Origin of the sequence: Nonomuraea turcica, assembly GCF_030718205.1 — a bacterium.
In the GTDB taxonomy this organism is placed as follows: domain Bacteria; phylum Actinomycetota; class Actinomycetes; order Streptosporangiales; family Streptosporangiaceae; genus Nonomuraea.
Genome location: NZ_JAUZQF010000006.1, coordinates 1 through 17,466, shown reverse-complemented (window position 1 = coordinate 17,466; position 17,466 = coordinate 1). Strand labels below are relative to the sequence as shown.

General features: G+C 69.1%; 22 protein-coding genes. 11 read left to right on the top strand and 11 right to left on the bottom strand.

What is annotated here, in order from left to right; genetic code table 11:
• Positions 1-27 precede the first annotated feature (27 nt).
• Positions 28-309, top strand: a complete 282-nt coding sequence (locus tag Q9G87_RS16775; RefSeq protein ID WP_080044376.1) for a metal-sensitive transcriptional regulator — start codon at positions 28-30, stop codon at positions 307-309.
• Positions 310-448: 139 nt separating this feature from the next.
• Here the strand turns inward: Q9G87_RS16775 and Q9G87_RS16770 are convergent, their stop codons facing one another.
• Together Q9G87_RS16770 and Q9G87_RS16765 are read right to left on the bottom strand one after the other, a co-directional pair.
• Positions 449-640, bottom strand: coding sequence for a hypothetical protein (locus tag Q9G87_RS16770; RefSeq protein ID WP_211370473.1), 192 nt, complete (start codon positions 638-640; stop codon positions 449-451).
• A 184-nt stretch (positions 641-824) separates the two neighbouring features.
• The gene (locus Q9G87_RS16765; RefSeq protein ID WP_305917727.1) at positions 825-2,168 is read right to left on the bottom strand and encodes a hypothetical protein; all 1,344 of its coding nucleotides are present in this window, start codon (positions 2,166-2,168) and stop codon (positions 825-827) included.
• Positions 2,169-2,221: 53 nt separating this feature from the next.
• On the opposite strand from Q9G87_RS16765, the gene Q9G87_RS16760 reads away from it, so the two are divergent.
• On the top strand, positions 2,222-3,124 hold the full coding sequence (locus Q9G87_RS16760) for a DUF1349 domain-containing protein (RefSeq protein WP_305917297.1): 903 nt from the start codon (positions 2,222-2,224) through the stop codon (positions 3,122-3,124).
• Here Q9G87_RS16760 and Q9G87_RS16755 read toward each other — a convergent pair.
• The gene (locus Q9G87_RS16755; RefSeq protein ID WP_305917296.1) at positions 3,096-3,617 is read right to left on the bottom strand and encodes a gamma carbonic anhydrase family protein; all 522 of its coding nucleotides are present in this window, start codon (positions 3,615-3,617) and stop codon (positions 3,096-3,098) included. The genes Q9G87_RS16760 and Q9G87_RS16755 overlap by 29 nt on opposite strands.
• Before the next feature lie 159 nt (positions 3,618-3,776).
• Here Q9G87_RS16755 and Q9G87_RS16750 point away from each other — a divergent pair, with 159 nt between their 5' ends.
• Positions 3,777-4,763: a hypothetical protein gene (locus Q9G87_RS16750; protein WP_305917295.1), complete on the top strand. Its 987-nt coding sequence runs from the start codon at positions 3,777-3,779 to the stop codon at positions 4,761-4,763.
• A gap of 174 nt (positions 4,764-4,937) precedes the next feature.
• On the opposite strand, the gene Q9G87_RS16745 is transcribed toward Q9G87_RS16750, so the two are convergent.
• The 3 genes from Q9G87_RS16745 to Q9G87_RS16735 form a co-directional block, all read right to left on the bottom strand.
• Positions 4,938-5,180: a hypothetical protein gene (locus tag Q9G87_RS16745; RefSeq protein ID WP_305917294.1), complete on the bottom strand. Its 243-nt coding sequence runs from the start codon at positions 5,178-5,180 to the stop codon at positions 4,938-4,940.
• Positions 5,181-5,302: 122 nt separating this feature from the next.
• Entirely contained in the window at positions 5,303-6,055 is a 753-nt protein-coding gene (locus Q9G87_RS16740) for a GntR family transcriptional regulator (RefSeq protein ID WP_305917293.1), read from the bottom strand.
• Between the two features lie 152 nt (positions 6,056-6,207).
• Positions 6,208-6,672: a VanZ family protein gene (locus tag Q9G87_RS16735; RefSeq protein ID WP_305917292.1), complete on the bottom strand. Its 465-nt coding sequence runs from the start codon at positions 6,670-6,672 to the stop codon at positions 6,208-6,210.
• 285 nt (positions 6,673-6,957) lie between these two features.
• Between Q9G87_RS16735 and Q9G87_RS16730 the strand changes: the two genes are divergently transcribed.
• The 3 genes from Q9G87_RS16730 (at position 6,958) to Q9G87_RS16720 (ending at position 9,436) form a co-directional block, all read left to right on the top strand.
• Complete coding sequence (locus tag Q9G87_RS16730; protein ID WP_305917291.1) at positions 6,958-7,755, top strand: 2-keto-4-pentenoate hydratase; 798 nt, start codon at positions 6,958-6,960, stop codon at positions 7,753-7,755.
• Positions 7,752-8,171 carry a RidA family protein gene (locus Q9G87_RS16725; protein WP_305917290.1) on the top strand — a complete coding sequence of 140 codons (420 nt, stop codon included), beginning with the start codon at positions 7,752-7,754 and terminating at the stop codon, positions 8,169-8,171. The genes Q9G87_RS16730 and Q9G87_RS16725 overlap by 4 nt, the downstream gene beginning before the upstream one ends.
• 68 nt (positions 8,172-8,239) lie before the next feature.
• Complete coding sequence (locus Q9G87_RS16720) at positions 8,240-9,436, top strand: kynureninase (RefSeq protein ID WP_305917289.1); 1,197 nt, start codon at positions 8,240-8,242, stop codon at positions 9,434-9,436.
• Here Q9G87_RS16720 and Q9G87_RS16715 read toward each other — a convergent pair.
• Positions 9,433-10,476 (bottom strand): DUF2293 domain-containing protein, encoded by a 1,044-nt coding sequence (locus Q9G87_RS16715; RefSeq protein WP_305917288.1) that lies wholly within the window; start codon positions 10,474-10,476, stop codon positions 9,433-9,435. The two genes, Q9G87_RS16720 and Q9G87_RS16715, sit on opposite strands and share 4 nt — an antisense overlap.
• Before the next feature lie 234 nt (positions 10,477-10,710).
• On the opposite strand from Q9G87_RS16715, the gene Q9G87_RS16710 reads away from it, so the two are divergent.
• The gene (locus tag Q9G87_RS16710; protein ID WP_305917287.1) at positions 10,711-11,514 is read left to right on the top strand and encodes an FKBP-type peptidyl-prolyl cis-trans isomerase; all 804 of its coding nucleotides are present in this window, start codon (positions 10,711-10,713) and stop codon (positions 11,512-11,514) included.
• Here Q9G87_RS16710 and Q9G87_RS16705 read toward each other — a convergent pair.
• Together Q9G87_RS16705 and mads6 are read right to left on the bottom strand one after the other, a co-directional pair.
• Positions 11,501-12,028 (bottom strand): GNAT family N-acetyltransferase, encoded by a 528-nt coding sequence (locus Q9G87_RS16705; RefSeq protein WP_305917286.1) that lies wholly within the window; start codon positions 12,026-12,028, stop codon positions 11,501-11,503. The genes Q9G87_RS16710 and Q9G87_RS16705 overlap by 14 nt on opposite strands.
• On the bottom strand, positions 12,025-13,371 hold the full coding sequence (gene mads6 / locus Q9G87_RS16700; RefSeq protein ID WP_305917285.1) for a methylation-associated defense system protein kinase MAD6: 1,347 nt from the start codon (positions 13,369-13,371) through the stop codon (positions 12,025-12,027). Before mads6 ends, Q9G87_RS16705 begins: the two co-directional genes overlap by 4 nt.
• A gap of 60 nt (positions 13,372-13,431) precedes the next feature.
• Between mads6 and Q9G87_RS16695 the strand changes: the two genes are divergently transcribed.
• Together Q9G87_RS16695 and Q9G87_RS16690 are read left to right on the top strand one after the other, a co-directional pair.
• Entirely contained in the window at positions 13,432-14,049 is a 618-nt protein-coding gene (locus Q9G87_RS16695; protein WP_305917284.1) for a type 1 glutamine amidotransferase family protein, read from the top strand.
• Complete coding sequence (locus Q9G87_RS16690; RefSeq protein ID WP_305917283.1) at positions 14,046-14,492, top strand: MarR family winged helix-turn-helix transcriptional regulator; 447 nt, start codon at positions 14,046-14,048, stop codon at positions 14,490-14,492. Before Q9G87_RS16695 ends, Q9G87_RS16690 begins: the two co-directional genes overlap by 4 nt.
• A gap of 125 nt (positions 14,493-14,617) precedes the next feature.
• Here Q9G87_RS16690 and Q9G87_RS16685 read toward each other — a convergent pair whose 3' ends face one another.
• Together Q9G87_RS16685 and Q9G87_RS16680 are read right to left on the bottom strand one after the other, a co-directional pair.
• Positions 14,618-15,496 carry a helix-turn-helix domain-containing protein gene (locus Q9G87_RS16685; RefSeq protein ID WP_371825783.1) on the bottom strand — a complete coding sequence of 293 codons (879 nt, stop codon included), beginning with the start codon at positions 15,494-15,496 and terminating at the stop codon, positions 14,618-14,620.
• 161 nt (positions 15,497-15,657) lie between these two features.
• Positions 15,658-16,233: an O-methyltransferase gene (locus Q9G87_RS16680; protein WP_305917281.1), complete on the bottom strand. Its 576-nt coding sequence runs from the start codon at positions 16,231-16,233 to the stop codon at positions 15,658-15,660.
• 394 nt (positions 16,234-16,627) lie between these two features.
• Here Q9G87_RS16680 and Q9G87_RS16675 point away from each other — a divergent pair, with 394 nt between their 5' ends.
• Positions 16,628-16,894 carry a hypothetical protein gene (locus tag Q9G87_RS16675; RefSeq protein ID WP_305917280.1) on the top strand — a complete coding sequence of 89 codons (267 nt, stop codon included), beginning with the start codon at positions 16,628-16,630 and terminating at the stop codon, positions 16,892-16,894.
• A gap of 195 nt (positions 16,895-17,089) precedes the next feature.
• Positions 17,090-17,368 carry a hypothetical protein gene (locus tag Q9G87_RS16670; protein WP_305917279.1) on the top strand — a complete coding sequence of 93 codons (279 nt, stop codon included), beginning with the start codon at positions 17,090-17,092 and terminating at the stop codon, positions 17,366-17,368.
• Positions 17,369-17,466 lie beyond the last annotated feature (98 nt).

The following is a 17,466-nucleotide window of genomic DNA, read 5'->3' as shown; positions in this document are numbered from 1 at the left end:
GATACCGGTTCCGGGTACCGTAGAGGCATGCATGGGTACAGCGGAGACAAGCAGGCCTATCTGACGCGGCTCAGGCGCATCGAGGGTCAGATCAGGGGCCTGCAGCGCATGGTCGATGACGACGCATACTGCATCGACGTGCTCACCCAGGTCTCCGCGGCCACGCGGGCGCTGCAGGCGGTGGCGCTGGGGCTGCTCGAGGAGCACATCTCGCACTGCGTGGCCGACGCGATCAACACCGGCGGGCCCGAGGCCGAGGCGAAAGTGAAAGAGGCCTCCGCGGCGATCGCGCGCCTCGTCCGTTCGTAAGTCTCCGTCTCGTAAGTCTCCGTCGAATGTGAGGATGCCTCATTTGTACGGAGGAGACCGATGGGGGCAAGTGACTAGTTATGCGAAACCCCGGGAACTAGGTCCCCGGGGTCAGTAATCGTGATGGTCGTATGGTCCTTCAGCGGCTCGCCGAAGTCCGCAATCCGAGCGCGTCGTCGAGTTCGTCCAAGGTCAGCCGCCGCTCGCTGACAGCCACGGCCGTGAGCACCTCGGCGTAGAGCGCAATCTCGTCCAACGCGACACGGTCGTGGACCCGAGAGTCCAGGTCGTCGTGCCCCACCGCGTCGTCCTTTCCTTCCGCAGCCCACACCCTCTACGAGGTTACGGTGCGGCCCCTTCCGGCGACATGGCCCATCGGAGTCATTCCTTTCCGTGCCGCGGAGCCCCAGTGGGATCATTTCCCGAATCCGAGATCACAATTCAGCGTATTTCCTGTTACCTGGAGTGTTAGAACGATATAGGGGTGGTTAGGGTGAAATAGCGGGATAAGTGGTTTAGTAGTGACCTGTGTCATGTTCATGATGATCGTCGCGTTCGTGGACGAGCTTCTGCACAAGCGCCGACTGCCCCGCCAGCCCGCGCTCGGGCACCTTGGCGCCGGTCAGCCTGCCCCACGCCAGCCCCGTCGCGTACGCGGCCCCGAGCACAGCCGCCGCGCTGGCCCGGTCCGGCGGCGCCACCTCCAGCACCGGCGAGGGGGCGATCGACACCCCGCCGGGCCGTCCCTGCGCGGGGAACCCGTCCGGCGCGGTCGTCTCCCCCGCGGAGGTTCCGGTGAGCCCGGCCCGCTCCAGCTCCTCGTATGCCATCCTGAGCCGGTGATCCAGCCGCGCGGGCAGCAGACCCCTGGAGTCCGACAGATCGGCCAGGAACGCCGCCGTGGACCGCGGCGGGTGCGGCATGAAAGCCAGCGCCTCGGCCAGGTCGTAGACGGAGTGGGAGAAGTGCGCCTCGGGATCGGTCTCCACCAGCAACGCCCGGCTCAGCCGCGCGGGACAGCGGCCCAGCCAGACCTGGCGCACCACCTCGTCGCCGGGCGAGGTGTCGTCGAGCCCGGACCGGCGCAGCATGGGCTCCACCATGGTGAGCAGCGCCAGCGCCCGCGGCCTGAAACGGGTGTCGGACAGGAGGATCTGCGCCGTGTCGGCCATGACGGCGGCGAGCCTGAGCGCCTCGCGCGTGCGGCCGGCCCGCGCCCGCTCCGCCACCAGCGTGACGAGGTCGAGCAGGGGCGGCGCGGGCAACCAGCGCACCCACTCGTCGCCGGGCAGCGGGCGGCGCAGGTATTCGCCGAACACGGTGATCAGCCGCTCGTTGCCGTCGAAGGCAGGCGCGTACGCGCACCACATGATCGTGCCCCAGACCGCCGCCACCGTGCTCGGCACGTCGGAGGCGAAGATCTCGTCGAACGCCGTCAGGGGATAGTCCAGCTCCGACTTGCGCCCGCTCGCCCGCACCAGCACCCTGACCTGCTCGGTCAGGTCCGCCGACACGTCGGGGCCGATGAACGCCTGGGTGGAGCCCGGCTCGGCGTGGAAGTCGGGACCGTACGGGAGCACCGCGTCCGGCAGCACGGCCGCGGCGTGCTGGACCTGCCGGGCCCGTGTGCTCCGCGGCGGCGCCGCCAGGCGCCAGCAGCCGTCGGCGGGGTCGTACAGGTGCCAGCGCGCGTGCGCGCCGAAGAGCCAGCGGTCGCCATCTGGGGTCACAAGAATCCTGGCGGCCAGGACGTGGGCGCGATCGGGCACGGAAAGCCCTTGCCAGCGCGGGTCCGCGACCATCGCGCGGACCTCCGCCTCGGCAGAAGTGAACGCGTCCCAGGGTGGCACGGGCGTCATGGTACTGGGAGCCATCGGATCAACCATCGGCATTTCACGGCAGAATGTCCGCTATGAGGGCGAAGGTAGCAGGGACGTTGGCGGTCGCGAGCGTGCTCGCCGGTTGCGGCACGACTACCTCGGCACAGCCGACGCCCAGCGGTCCCGGACTGGTCACCCTGGACAAGGTCACCCCGCCGGCGCCCGGCGGGGAGGTGGGCCAGGCCTCGACGGAGTTCGCGAACGCGACCGACCTGTCCCTGTGGACGAAGCTGAGCGAGACCGAGAAGGACGTCGACAGGATCGCCAAGTGGGACGTGAACAAGACCGTGAAGGGCTCGATGTATCTGGAGCCCAAGACCTCGGCCTGGTTCGACGGCTTCCGCGGCCCCTTCGTCTACCAGGAGCTCGCCGGCGACATCGTCATGCACGCCCGGGTCAAGGTCGAGGGCAAGAGCGGCGGCCAGCCCAAGCGCAAGTTCTCCCTCGGCGGCCTGATGGCCCGCCAGCCCGACTCGTACACCACGCCCAACTGGGTGTCGGTCACCACCGGCACTGCCGAGAAGAGCGGTCAGGTCGAGGTGAAGTACACCAAGGACGGCAGCTCCAAGCCGAAGGAGCTGGCGGTCAAGAACGGCTGGGTGGAGCTCGTGCTGGCCAGGGTGGGCCGCGTCTTCGTCGCCTTGTACAAGGAGGACGGCGGCAAGTGGAAGGTCGGCAACCGCTGGCCCTCGACCCTGCCTGACGTGCTGCAATGGGGCGTCACCGCCTATACGGACTGGGACAGCTACAACACCCTCAAGAAGGACGCGGCCAAGGCCAACGCCAAGCAGGTCAGCGGCCGGCCCGACCTTGAACTGACCGTCGACTTCGTCCGGTTCCTGCGGCCCGAGCTGCCGGAGTACGCCGACCCGCTCAACAACGCGTCGGTGTCCGACGAGGTCCTGATCAAAGCGATGACGCCTGCCGGTGCCTGAGCGCCTTGGCGATGTAGTTGTCCGGCGTGCGGGCGAAGGACGCCCGGTCGTCGTCGGTGAGCTCGCGCACGATCTTCCCGGGCACGCCGGCGACCAGCACGCCGGCCGGGATCTTCTTGCCAGGGCCCACCAGCGCTCCGGCGGCGACCAGTGTGCCCGCCCCGATGCGGGCGCCGCCGAGCACGATCGCGCCGATGCCGATCAACGCGCCGGACTCCACGTGGGCGCCGTGGACCATGGCCTTGTGGCCCAGGCTGACCCGGTCCTCCAGGACCGCGGGCTCACCCGGGTCGGAGTGCAGGCAACACAGATCCTGTACGTTGCATTCCTGGCCGATTTCGATCCGCTCGTCGTCGCCGCGGAGAACGGAGCCGTACCAGATGCTGGACGCCCGGCCGATCCGGACCCTGCCGACCACGGTCACGCCGTGCCCTATGTACGCCTCGGGATGTATGTCCGGGACTGCTCCGTTGTCCAACGCTGCTATGTACACCCGTCACATCGTAATTCCCGAGCTCCGTGGCTCCACTATGGCGTTCCGGTTGCGGACGTGGGCAGATGGCAGGAGAGTCGTTTCCTGACGTCTCGTCGTCAGACCCTCACAACCCGCAGTTTCCCCCCGCCTCACGCAAACCACCTTTAGGTAACCCCCATGATGAACCAGCACGAGAGCATTCCCGATCTGATGCAAGAGGACACCTTCGAAGTCGTGATGCGCGGCTACAACCGCCGCCAGGTCCACGACTACATGCTCCGAACCCGTAACCAGATACGGGATCTGGAAGAGCGGCTGGCACGGGCGATCGACCAGGCCGAGCAGGGCCGCATCGAGCTGGCCGAGGCCAGGCGGCGCATGGTCGAGGCGCCGCAGAGCTATGAGGACCTCAGCCCCAGGCTCGCCCAGATCCTCAAGCTCGGCGAAGAGGAGGCCGCGGCCAAGCGATCGGACGCCGAGGCCGAGGCCGCCAGCGTGCGTGACGCGGCCAAGTCGGAGGCCGACCGGCTGTTGATGACGTCCCGCGAGACCGCTGACAAGATCCTCACCTCCGCGCAGGGCGAGGCCGAGCGCCGCGTGCACGAGGCGACGCAGGCGGCGGAGGGCATGTTGGCCCAGGCGGGTGCGGACGCGGAGGAGCATCTCACCGCCGCCCGCACCGAGGCTGATGAGGCGCTGCGCGAGGCACGGGCCGAGGCGGAGCGGGTGGTGACCGCCGCCCAGGCCGAGTCCGAGCAGCTGATGAAGTCCGCCAACGCGCAGGCCGAGCAGCTGCTCACGGGTGCGCGGAGTGAGTCCGATTCGATGCTCGCGGCGGCGCGGCAGCGCACCGCGACGCTGGACGAGCACGCGGGGCGGCGGGTGGACTATCTGACCAACACGCACAGCGAGGTCGTGCGGCGGCTGACGGAGATCAGCTCGGTGCTGGGCGATCTCATGCGCAGCGAGTCGGGCGCGGGGCCGCTGGTGCCCGAGCACGCCCTTCCCCCCTCGCCTCAGGAGCACGCCCTTCCCTCGGGGCAGGAGGACGTGCGGATCATCGTGGAGGCGCAGGAGGAGGAGCGTCCGCCGGCGGACGCGCCCCCGGCCATCTCCGACGACACGGACGTGACCATCGTCCGCTTGTCCGAGGTCCCCAAGTAATCCCACCAGGCGGCTATGACTGTACGGAGCGGAAGCCCCCGCCCCCGATAGGGTCGGAGGCTTCCGCGTTCGTGGCCCCTCCTGTGTGGTGGCCCGGTGCCGGGGCCGCCGAGACGCTGGACCCGGCACCGGGCTGCTCATGTGCGTCCGCCGCGGAACGCTCCACGGCGGACGTCAAGGCGGCGCCGGGCCGGCCCGCCACCGGTGCGGGTCCCCGGCTCGTCGTTCCTGGTCCCGGAGCCGGTCACGCAGGCCGTCCGGGTCGTCCGCGTCGATGGTCATCGCACATCCCGCGTCGCGCTGCGCCGCGCTCAGCGGATGGTGTCTCGTGGCCCACCAGCGGCCCGCATCGCTCCGCCAGATGGTCCACTGGGGGAACTCCCGGGCGATCTCGGCGAGGTGCCGATCAAAGGACATCGCCGTCCACCTTCCCGGGCCCCAGGCGAAGTTCCATCTCTCTAAGAAGATGAACGACTTCTCTAGAGATATCAATGATCGTGATGGACAGGTCAACCTATCGCTTGACAGATCACCTTGATTTAGGCGTCGAAGTCGTACTGGAGTACATAAGCCGCCGAATCCAGCACCATCTCGTTGACCTCGACGGGCAGTCCTCCGGACGTGTACGCGGTCCGCGCGATGACGATCACGGGTGTGCCGCCCGGCAGGTCCAGCAGCGCGCTCTCGCGCGGTTGCGGCATGCGGGCCCGCACCTCCTCGGTGAAGTGGGCCGGGGGCACGCCCAGATCGCCCAGCCTGGCGTAGACGCCGCCCGGGCCTGTGTCGGGAAGGGTGATCGCGCTGCCCTCCACCAGGGCGGCGGGAAAGTAGGACGTGGCCAGTTGCACGGGCCTGGTGTCGACCGAGTAGCGGCGTCGCCGCACCCAGACCTCGCGGCTGTCCAGAACGCTCGCGACCTCCTCTGTGGCCCGCTCCAGCGCCACCTCGACGTGATCCACGGTGAACGGCCGGCCTCGGGTGTCGGCCTCCCAGATGGCCTGGCCCTGACCCCACTGCTCTCGTGACAGGCGACGTGAGCCGTGCCTGCGGATCGGTTTGAACAGCCGCACGTAAACCCCCGAACCTCGTCTGGGCACCGCCAGCCCTTCATTGATCAGTACGGCAAGCGCCTGCCTGGCGGTGGCTCGTGCGATTGCGTATTCGGCCATCAGAGCGTTCTCGCCCGGTAGTCGGTCCCCATCGCGCAACTCGCCGGACAGGATCCGGGCGCGGAGACCGTCGGCGATGCGGCGATAGATAGGGGGCTCGTGGGGTACCGGGGATTCAGACAACTTTGATCACCCTCTGTCACCAACCAGGTAGTGGCGTCTCCAGAGAACTTGCCCCGTCTTGTCCACGATCGCACAGATACAGAGGTTGGTCCCGGGCTTCTTTTGAGCGGATCGTGCCCGTGTGGTGAATTCCGCTGCGTTTTAGCAGACCGTTACCGTGGAACGGTCCCAGCCGGTATTCGGGTGGCCCACCAGCGGCGAGTAATCAGTGCGAAGATCACGGCGCCTGCCGTGTTGAGGATGACGTCGTCGATGGAGGAGAAACGGCCCAGTCTCAGCACGTACTGGAGGAGCTCGACCAGGACCGAAAATGCCGCGGAGACCGCCGCAACCCGGCCGATCGAGGCCATGGCGGGGGTGCGTACCGGCAGCAGCGCCCCCAGGGCGGCGAACACCAGCAGATTGCCTCCGACCTGCACCAATACGGTCTGCCACGATGCGGTGGCGACGTCGGCGAGGTCCATGAACGGGACGAGGCCGACTCCGCGAGCGCCGTCGGACGGGGTGAGGATCATCCAAATCCACGGCGCGGTGCCGACCACGATGCCGATGTCGGCGATCGACGTGCGCAGAGGCGCCGGGTGGCCGGCGCGAGCGCGGTGGCGGGAGACAAGCAAGATTGCTAGCAAGGCCAAGGGGAGTGCAAACGTACCAGCAATAATGACGTTTCCCCACAATTCCCACGTCCGTGCCATCCGACCATGATGGTCAGTGATCTAGGGGTACCGGAAGATGTCCATCTGGACAGGTCTTCTCGGATCCTTCTGCGCCGTGGTCGAGGGAGACGATGCCAGGGAAGCCTTCTCGCCGAGAGCGACGTGGAGGTGGCAGGGAGGGTGGCATGCGATCGCTCAACTTCTACTCTGAACCCACCACGATCACCATCAAACTGGAGCAACCCGATGCATGACGAATGGTCCCAGGCCGTCGACGCGCGTTCCCAGGCCGCCGAACGGCTGGCCGAAGCCGCGCGATCCGGCAAGCCGTGCGCGCCGATCAGGGACCTGATCGGTACGGCGACCGACGCGTACGCCGTCCAGGAGATCAACATCCGGCGGGCGCTCGGCGAGGGACGGCGGCTGGTCGGCAGGAAGATCGGCGTCACGAACCTCGAGGTGCAGCGGCAGCTCGGCATCGACCAGCCGACCTGCGCCCCGCTCTTCGCGGATATGGCCTACCTCGACGGGCTGCCCATTCCGTACGGACGGCTCCTGCAGCCGCGGGCCGAGGCGGAGGTGGCGCTCGTGCTGGGCGCGGACCTGGTGGGCGGTCCTTTCACGGTGGCCGAGGTGATCAGGGCGGTGGAGTTCGCGCTGCCCGCCATCGAGATCGCCGACTCGCGCATTGACGGCTGGGACATCACCCTGGCGGACACGGTGTCCGACAACGCCTCCAGCGGGGTGTTCGTGCTGGGGAACACGCCGGTCTCGCTGATGGGACTCGATCTGCGTGCGTCCGGGATGACGATGACCCGCGCCGGGACGGAGGTCTCGGCCGGGTCGGGCGCCGCGTGCCTGGGCAGTCCGCTCAACGCGCTCGTGTGGCTGGCCACGCGGCTGGGCCGCACGCAGCGGCCGCTGCGGGCCGGCGAGGTGGTGCTGACCGGCGCGCTCGGCCCGGTCGTGCCGGTCGAGCCCGGGGACGTGTTCGAGGCGCACATCGACGGGCTCGGATCGGTGCGGGCGGTGTTCGGCACGTGAGGGCCAAAGGCATGCGGGTGCCTGGAAAGGCCACGCCGCGTGGCAGGTTTCCGCACGTCAAGCGGGCAGGTGACTTCCTGTACGTCTCGGGCGTCAACTGCCGCAGGACCGACGACACGTTCGTGGGAGTGGAGGTCTACAAGGACGGGGCGACGAACCTGGACATCCGCGCTCAGACCAGGGCGGTCATCGAGAACATCGGCGACATTCTCAAGGCGGCCGGCGGCTCGCTCGCCGACCTCGTCCAGATCACGGCGTACCTGGTCAACATGAACGACTTCAAGGGCTACAACGAGGTCTACGCCGAGTTCTTCGACGAGGAGGGGCCTACCAGGACCACGGTCGCGGTGCACCAGTTGCCGCACCCCCACCTGCTCATCGAGATGCAGGCCGTCGCCTACCATCCGCAGGAGTGACCCGGGACGCCCCACAACCGGCCAGAATGGTGTAAACCGGGATAATTGCCCATAAAGGGAGTGAACGGGTGATAGATCGCGACCACTGTCTCGCCCTCGACGCCGGCGACCCACTCCGCGCGTTCCGAGACGAGTTCGTGCTCCCCGAAGGCGTCGTCTACCTCGTGGGCAACTCGCTCGGCGCGTTGCCCCGCCGTACCGCGGAGCGCGTGCGGCGAGCCGTCGAGGACGAGTGGGGCGGGCACCTGGTCGGCGGCTGGAACCAAGACGGCTGGTACGCCCAGCCGCTGACCGCCGGTGACCGGCTGGCCCCGCTGATCGGCGCGGGACCCGGGCAGGTCGTGGTGGGCAACACGACCTCGATCGCGGTCTACCAGACGGTGGCGGCCGCGCTGCGGCTGCGCCCGGAGCGCCGGGTGATCGTCTCCGACGTGCGCAACTTCCCCACCGACCACTACATGGTGCAAGGGCTGGCCGGGCTGCTCGGCGGCTACGAGATCCGCGACTTCGGGGCAGGGCGGTTCGACGACGCGGCCGTGGTGCTGCTGTCGGAGGTGGACTACCGGACCGGCGCGCGCCACGACGTGCCGTCGATCACCGCCCGCGTGCAGGAGGCCGGGGCGCTCATGGTCTGGGACGTGTGCCACAGCGTGGGCGCCATGGAGGTGGACGTGTCGGCGGCGGATTTCGCGGTCGGATGCACGTACAAGTACCTGAACGCCGGCCCAGGCGCGCCCGCGTTCCTCTACGTCAACCCGCGGCACCACGCCACCGCCGAGAACGTGTTGTCCGGCTGGCACGGGCACGCCGAGCCGTTCGCGTTCGAGCCCGGCTACCGCCCGGCCGAGGGGATCAGACGGTTCGCGGTGGGCACGCCGCATGTGTTGTCGTTCGCGGCGCTGGAGGCGGCGCTCGACGTATGGGAACGGGTCCCCATGGGCCAGGTGCGGGCCAAGAGCATGGCGCTGACCTCGCTCTTCGTCGACCTGGTCGGGGACGCGCTGGAGCTGGCCTCGCCGGCCGACGCCGCCGCGCGCGGCAGTCAGGTGAGCCTGCGCCACCCCGACGGCTATCCGGTCATGCGGGCGCTGATCGACCGGGGCGTGCACGGGGACTTCCGCGCGCCGGACGTGCTCAGGTTCGGCTTCGCGCCGCTCTACATCCGCTACACCGACGTTTACGACGCGGCCGCCACGCTGCTGGAGGTGCTGGATCGGGAGCTCTGGCGGGAGGAGAAGTACGCCCAGCGGCTGGCCGTCACCTAAGCGCGGCGGCGGAACTCCTCCAGCTTGCCCTCGATGACGTCCCTGATCAGGTCGCGGGCCTGCATCCGGGGCACGCCCGACATCAGCAGGCTGTCGTAGTCGGTGTCGAGGTGCCTGATGGAGGCGATCACGGCCAGCGTGATCGCGTTCTCGTCGAGCGCCCTGGCCGCCGCCGACCGGCCGACCCTGCCGCTGCCGCGCTGCCCGGCGTGCTCGGCGATCTCCCGCGCCCGCTCCGGCGGACAGCTGGGGAACAATCGGGCGATCTCGGCCGCCATGCGGGCCTGGAACTCGACGTCCTGTTCGGCCCTTCGCTCCCGGTCGCGCTCGCGGCGGCGCAGGCGCACCTCCTCGTCGGCCAGACAGCGCTCCTCGGCAGCGTCCAGCGCGGCCTGCTCGACCAGCAGGCCGAGGCGCTGGTAGATCTTGCGCCGCCGGTTGAACTGCATCACCACGGCCGACAGGCCGCTCTCCTGCTTGGCGCGGCGGCTGAGCGCCGCGTTCCCGGCAGGCAGGAACACCAGGTGGTCCATGTCCGCGCAGGTCAGGCAGTGCGGCTGGTCGTCCTCCATGATCAGGTAGGGGCCGGTGTCGCCGCAGGCCGCGCACGTCCAGTCGGTCAGCGGGGCCACCGCCACCAGGTCGGGCGCCTTGCTCTGCCGCTCGGTGAGGCGGCGCACCCTGGCCTCGCCGAGGTCGGGCGAGATCCAGTGGACACGGAACGGCTCCTGCGGGTGGCGGGCGGTGAAGCGCAGCTCGCGACGGTCGCGGGTGCCGGCCACGTACGGGGTGTCCACCGGATTGAGCCCTTTGGCCAGCGCCCACTCCTTCAGCAACGCGGCCGCGGAGACCAGGCGGTCCTCGTCCACGTCCGCCAGCTCGGCCAGCGTGGCCACCCGGCCCTGCCGCCAGGTATCCACGTGCCTGGAATGCAGCCAGCGCAGGCCCGCGACCACGTCGATGAACGTCACGTACTTGCGGGTGGTCAGCGCGATCTCGGCCGCGTCGGCGACCCTGCGTGCCAGGTTCGGCTTGCTCACAGGGCCTCCTTCGTCGGCCCTGTGAGCTTGCTGCTGTGTCTATTGGTTCGCTCGCTCCGCTCGCTCACAGGGCCTCCTTCGTCGGCCCTGTGAGCATGCTGCTGTGTCTATTGGTTCGCTCGCTCCGCTCGCTCACGTGGCCAGTCTCTCGCGCCCTTTGTCGGGAGATGGCCAGACTCGAAGCTTTCCTTTTGCGCATCGGGGCTAGTAATTCCTCCGGATTGGAGGAACATCGTGCGCCTGTTCTGGCCTGCCGTCCTCATGGTCGCCACCTCGTGTGGCCTGGCCGAGGAGGGCACACAACCCGTCGTCACCGGAGCGGTCGGCAGCAAGCCGATCGTCGCCATCCCCAAGGGGGATCCAGCCCGCACGTCGCGGATCACGGTGCTGTCGGAGGGGAGCGGGCGGCGCACGCTGCCGGGGGACGTGGTGCTCGCGGACGTGGACATCCGGCGGTGGTCCGGCAATCAGCCGTATTTGAGCACGTACGACGCCAACCAGCCCACCACGGTCGTCTTCGACGGCAGGCAGGTGGCGGAGACCTGGCGCCGCTCGCTCATCGGTCACCCGGCGGGCAGCCGCGTCATGCTCGTCGGCCCCGCCGCCGAGGCCCTGGGGCCGGACGTTCCGGTGACCGGCGTCGCGCCCGCGGACACGCTCGTGGTGGTCTTCGACATCCTGGGCGGCTACCCGCCCGACGCCCGCCTGATCGGCCGCGCGCTGCCGGTCGTCCCCGCCGACCTCACCCCTGCCGCGCCGCCCCGCACCCTCATCGACGGCTCCGGGCGGGAGATCGTGGCCGGCTCGAAGGTGGTCGTCCAGTACGTGGCCGCCGCCTGGCCGTCCCGCCTGGTCGTGGACTCCTCCTACCGGCGGGGCGGACCGGCGGCGTACCCGCTGAAGCCGGGGGCGGTGCCGCCGGCCTGGCTGAGCGCGCTGGTCGGGCAGCGGGTGGGCTGCCGCCTGGTGGTGCCGTCCCCGGGCGAGGAGCCGAGGCTGTACGTCATCGACGTCCTGGACACCATCACCCAGGCGTGACCTCGCCGTCGAGGTCGGAGCGGATCATGCTGTAAAGCACGCCGTCGTGCCACTTGCCGGCGCGGAACCCGCCGCCGCGCAGGACGCCCTCCCGGGTGAACCCGGCCTTCTCCAACGCCCGCTGCTCGGCCAGGTTGTCGATCTCGGTGGACGCCTCGATCCTGTTGGCCGTCGTGTGGTCGAAGAGGTAACGGGCGATCAGCTTCTGCGCCTCAGTCCCGATCCCCTTGCCGCGGAACTCCGGCGCCACGATGATCCCCATGGACCAGTAGTAGCTGGCGCGGTTGGCGATCTGCTTGCTGAACGACACGAAGCCGGCCGCCTCGTCGCCGTCCGCGATGATCAGCATGCCGCGGTCGTCGCCGAGCATCCCGTTGTCCGCCCATTGTTCGCGGACCCGGTGCGGGTTCTGGAAGCCGTACCACTGGAAGGCACCCGTGCTGTCCGGGTCGCTGATGAGCCGGTGGAGGAAGGGCAGGTCGTCCTCGTCGACGGGGCGCAGCTTGATGGTCATGATCCGGACACTATGCGACGGACCAGGCGCCTGAGCCGTGATTCCTGAACCGGCGCGGCCTGCAGGGCGTGCAGCGCCTCGGCGGCGGTCGGCCGCTTGGCCGGAGAGTGGTCGAGCATCCGTCGCACCACCTCGGGCACGTCGGGGCCGTGGGCGTCGGCGCTCGTCGGCAGCTCCCCGGTGAGCAGCTGGTAGGCGATCGCCCCGGCCGCGTAAACGTCGGACGCGACCGTCATCCTGTCGGGCCGCTCCTGGCACTCCGGCGCCACGTAATGCGCGTCCAGCACGTTGCCCAGCTCGTGGGCGACGGTGTAGTTGCGCGGTCCCGGCTTGGCGTAGTCGAACCCGGTCAGCACCGCGTGGCCGTCGTCGGTGACCAGCACGCACGCGGGCGTGAGCGCCCGGTGCATGACGCCGTTGGCGTGCGCGTGCGCCAGCCCGCGCAGCAGGTCCTGGATCACGCCCATCCGCTCGCCCCGGCCCAGCGACAGGTGCAGCGCCTGGCCGTGCACGTCGTCGAGCACCAGCACGAACCGGCTTTCGTCGTCGATGGCGAAGAAGTCGCGCGAGCGCACCACGCATGGGTGCGGGGGGATCCTGGCCAGCGTCTGGTAGGCGTTGGCGATGCGCTGCCGCTCGGCCGCCCGGGCTTCATGGTCGGCCAGCGGATCGGCCTGGTAAACCCGGAGCAGCACGGTCTCGCTGCCCGGCATCGTCGCGTTGAACGCGCGGTATTCGGTGACCTTGGCATCACCCCCGAGCTGCTCCTCGACCTCCCAGTTGCCGAACCTGGGCGGCGCGGTGCTGCGGCGCACGGTCTGGTTGAGCGCGTCGAGAATCGCGGTCATATATGGTCGCGCGTCCGGGGTGCACCCGCGCCTGACCCGCGAGGCGTCGCTCAGCGTGGCCAGGAGGCCGGGCAGGGTCGTGGCGTTGACCGCGTCGCGCCCAGCCGGATCGATCAGCTCGGCGTCCGGGGAGGTGAGCACGACCAGGCTGTCGACGTAGACGCGTTCGAGCTGGGTGGCCTTGGACACCAGCAGGCCCTTCAGCGCCTTGGCCGTGCCCCGCAGCTTGGCCACCGGAGAGCCGAAGGCCTCCCTGCGCGGTGGGAACCACCGCGTGCCCGACACCTCGATCCGCCCCCTGGTGCCCTTGACGTCGACGACCACCAGCGAGTGGCCGGTCAGCACGAGCAGGTCGACCTCGAAGACGTCATGGCCGCGCGGGACCTCGATGTTGTGCAGCAGGAGCCAGTCGGCGGGCGCTTGGTCGCGCAGGTATGCGATGACGCGCCGCTCGGCGTCGTTGACTGGACGTCCTCCGCCGACGATCTCTGCCATGCGCCCATCCTCCCACGCAATCCGATTGACAACATGCTGTCGAAATGACAAGATGCTGTCATGAAGGGAATCGTTCACCACGCCGTTTACGACACGCTCGCCGACTGGGAGACCGGTCACGCGACCGCGCACCTGCGTAACGGGAGCTACCAGCGCGAGCCCGGCGCCTACGAGGTCGTCACCGTGGGCCTGACCACCGACCCCGTCGTCACGATAGGCGGGCTGCGCATCACCCCGGACCTCGCCCTCGACCAGCTGTCTCCGGCCGGCAGCGCGTTGCTGATCCTGCCGGGGGCGACCCTGTGGGACGCGGGCGGGGAGTTGGCGCCGTTCGCGCGCAAGGCCCGTGAGTTTCTGGAGGCCGGGGTGCCGGTCGCGGCCATCTGTGGCGCCACGGCCGGGCTCGCCAGGGAGGGGCTGCTGAATGAGCGCGAGCACACCAGTGGCGTCGTGCAATACCTGGAGGCGCAGGAGGGCTACACGGGCGCCAAGCGTTACCTGGACCAGGACGCGGTGCTCGACGGCGACCTCATCACGGCCGGGCCCACGGAGCCGGTGGCGTTCGCCAGGGAGATCTTCCGGCGGCTGGACATCTACCGGCCCGAGGTGCTGGACGCCTGGTTCCGGCTCTTCGCCCGGAGCGACCCCTCGGCCTACGAGGTGCTGATGGCGGCATGAGTGAGAAGGCGGACCTGCTGTCGGGCCTGGCATTGGGGGCGTTCCGGCTCAACGGCCAGTTCCTCCAGGTCGCGGAGGGGCTGGCCAGGCCCGCGGGGATGACCGCGGCCTGGTGGCAGGTGCTCGGCGCGGTCCTGCGCGAGCCCCTGCCCGTGGCCGGGATCGCCCGGGTCATGGGGATGACCAGGCAGGGGGTGCAGCGGATCGCGGACCTGCTGGTGGAGCGGGGGCTGGCCGAATACCGGCCCAACCCGGCGCACCGGCGGGCCAAGCTGCTCCAGCCGACGGCGGCCGGCCGGGAGGCGATCTCCAAGATCGTCCCCGGACACCAAGAGCTCGCCGACCGTCTGGTGGGCGAGCTGGGGCTGGAGCAGGCACGGCAGTGCCTGGAGGCCCTCCAACGCCTGTCGGCCGCTCTGGACCGCCTCGGCGACCAGCCCTGACCCGCCCGCCCCGGCGACCGTCTGCGGCTCCCTCACCACCCTCCGCACTTCGGCGGAGGTCCTTTGAGTGGAGGCCGAAGCCCCAGGGCGGCGGACGTGCGACGACGCAGCAGGTGCGGGAGGGTCTACAGCCTCTCGATGATCTGATCCAGGAGAGCCGGGGTGCCGGCCGGGGGCGAGGCGTGCACGCCGAGCTCGTCCAGCAGCCGGCGGTAGTGGCGCACGTCGCTCTCCTTGGTCAGGTATTGGGCGCCAGTGAGGTGCTCAAGGTAGACGACGTCGTTCAGCCCCTGCTGCGTGAAGCGGAGCATGGTGACGGGCCCGACGCCGCCGATGGTGCTGCCCGAGGCGAACGGGACGATCTGCAGGGTGATGTGCGGTTCTCCGGCCATCCGGGCGAGGTGCTCCAGCTGCGCTCGCATGATGGCCTCGCCGCCGACCCGGCGGCGCAGGGCGCCTTCGTCCAGCACCACCCACAGCTTGCGCGGCGTGGGCGGGTTCAGGATCTCCTGGCGGCGCATCCGCAGCGCGACCCGGCGTTCGATCTTCTCGGGGGAGTCGTGCTCGTGGCCCTGTGCGATCACGGCGCGGGCATAGTCCTCGGTCTGCAGCAGGCCGGGGACGAACTGCACCTCGTGGGTCCGGATCAGCGCGGCGTCGTGCTCGAGCCCGAGGTACGGCTCGAACCAGTCGGGGATCACGTCGCGGTAGTCGCTCCACCAGCTCGGTGCGTTGGCCTGAGCGACCAGGGCGAGCAGGCTCGCGCGCTCGGCGTCGTCGCTCACGCCGTACAGGGTGAGCAGGTCGGCCACGTCGCGCCGCTTGAAGCTGGTGCGCCCGGACTCCATTCGGCTGATCTTGGAATGTGAGCTGCGGATGGCGTATCCGGCGTCCTCGCGGGTGATGCCGCTGGACTCGCGGAGCCGGCGCAGCTGTGCGCCGATGAGAAGCCTCAGCGCGGTCGGTCCAGATTGGAGCGAATCGCTATCGAATATTTCGGTCATGTCGCCCATACCGCGAGCACTCCGTATCTATGCTCCTAAATCGGCAGATCTCCATAGTTCCGGCCTGAGGACAATCCTGCCACGCCAGCCGATGCGCGTGCCGTATCTCCTAAATTGGGGAATGTAGTGCTCTTTCGTGTATTTATGGGGATTCGGCGTGGCTACCGGGCCGTCGCCAGGATGACGCCGGAGCCGTGGCCGGCCAGTTCGACGGCGACCAACCGCTCGTGCCCGAGCAACGTCCGCCGTACGGCCTCCTGCCTGCCGGCGAACTCCGCGTCCCACACCACGGCGGGCGCGGGCACCATGTCGTCCACGACCAGCACGCCCCGCGGGCTGAGCGCGGCGATCGTGAGCTCCAGCCCCACCTGCTTGCCCGCCTCCGCATCCGCGAAGACCAGGTCGAAAGTCCCGAGCTCCGGCAGCAGGTCCAGCGCGTCCCCCGAACGGAAATCCACGAACCCAGGCCAGTCACCATTTGTCACCAGCTTGGCCCGCCCGAGATCGCACTCGATCGTGGTCACCGTCACGTCGGCCCGCGGGAGGAGGCCGCTCACCAGCCAGGCGAGCCCCACCCCGGCACCGGTGCCGATCTCCAGCACGCGGCCGCCTTCCGGCACGCCCGCGGCGAGGGTGGCGAGCAGGCGGCCGACGGCGGGTTCGCAGGAGTAGGCGAACCCCGCCGCCCGTGCCCGCTCCATGGCCACGCGGACCGGCTCCGGCGTCTCATCGTTCATGATTGATTTCTATCCCGGCACCGCCCCGAGCGTCACCTGGCCCCGGGCATCCGCCCGCAGATGGCGCTCCAGGTACGCCGATCGGCGTCCACGGCTGCTCAAAGTTTCCGGCGATCCTTGCTTATGTGGCGGTGAAAGATTGGCCCATCGATCTTGCCGCCGGCCAAATGAACGTCGATTGCCGGATGGTGAGTGCGCGCTGAGTGCCGTGCGTCGGTGATTTGCGTGAAAACCGAGTGCCAAGAAATCGAGGCGCCTCCTTGACCTCGTGTGGGGCGTTCTGGGTTGCGATACCGGCTGCCTCCCGCGATTGTTGTCTGCGGCACCTCACAGCCCTGCACAAACGACTATGGCGCCGGGAATTCCGCGCCCATACATGGAGGAAAAGACAAGTATGTTCGGTCGTATTCTGGCGGGCGCGGCAATCGCGGCAGTCGCCCTGGGCTTCACGGCCACCACCGCGTCCGCCGACCAGCCCAGCCCGAACAACTCGGGTCAGGCCATCCTCAGCCAGTTCCAGGTCACCGATGACGTGCTGAACGGCTGGTTCAACAACTCGCTCAACGAGGCGCTCAGCGGCGCCGAGCTGTCCCTCGTCGAGAACCTGATGATCAACGAGGTCGACCTCGACCTGCTGACCAACAACAACGGCGTTCAGTAACCACAGCAAGGACAGTGCCGCCTGAGTCGGCGACACCACCTACTGACACTCGTCGCGTGGCGCAGCAGGAGAGGCGATTCGCGGCCGCCCCCTTGGCGGTGGCCGTCTGGCCAGAGGCGCCCTCCTCGCGCCCAGGCGAAGCGCGAAACGACCATGGCGCTGAATTCGCGCCCATCCATGGAAGGAAAGACAAGAATGATCAGTCGTATTCTGGCGGGCGCGGCAATCGCGGCCGTGGCCCTGGGCTTCTCGGCCTCCAGCGCGTCCGCCGACCAGCCCAACGCCAACAACTCGGGTCAGGCGGTGCTGAGCCAGTTCCAGGTCACCGATGACGTGCTGAACAACTGGTTCAACAACTCGCTCAACGGGGCACTCAGGGACACCGAGGTGTCCCTCGTCAAGTTCCTGTACCTCGAGGAGGTCGACCTCGACCTGCTCACCAACAACCAGGCCGCGGTCACCCCCCGCTTCTGACGCTCGCAGGAGTCCGTCGTGGGTGCTCGCGAGGCCACGGACGGCTCTTGAAGAACACCGAATGTCCGAGCGCCGTGCGGCCCAGGTCGCTCCTGGGC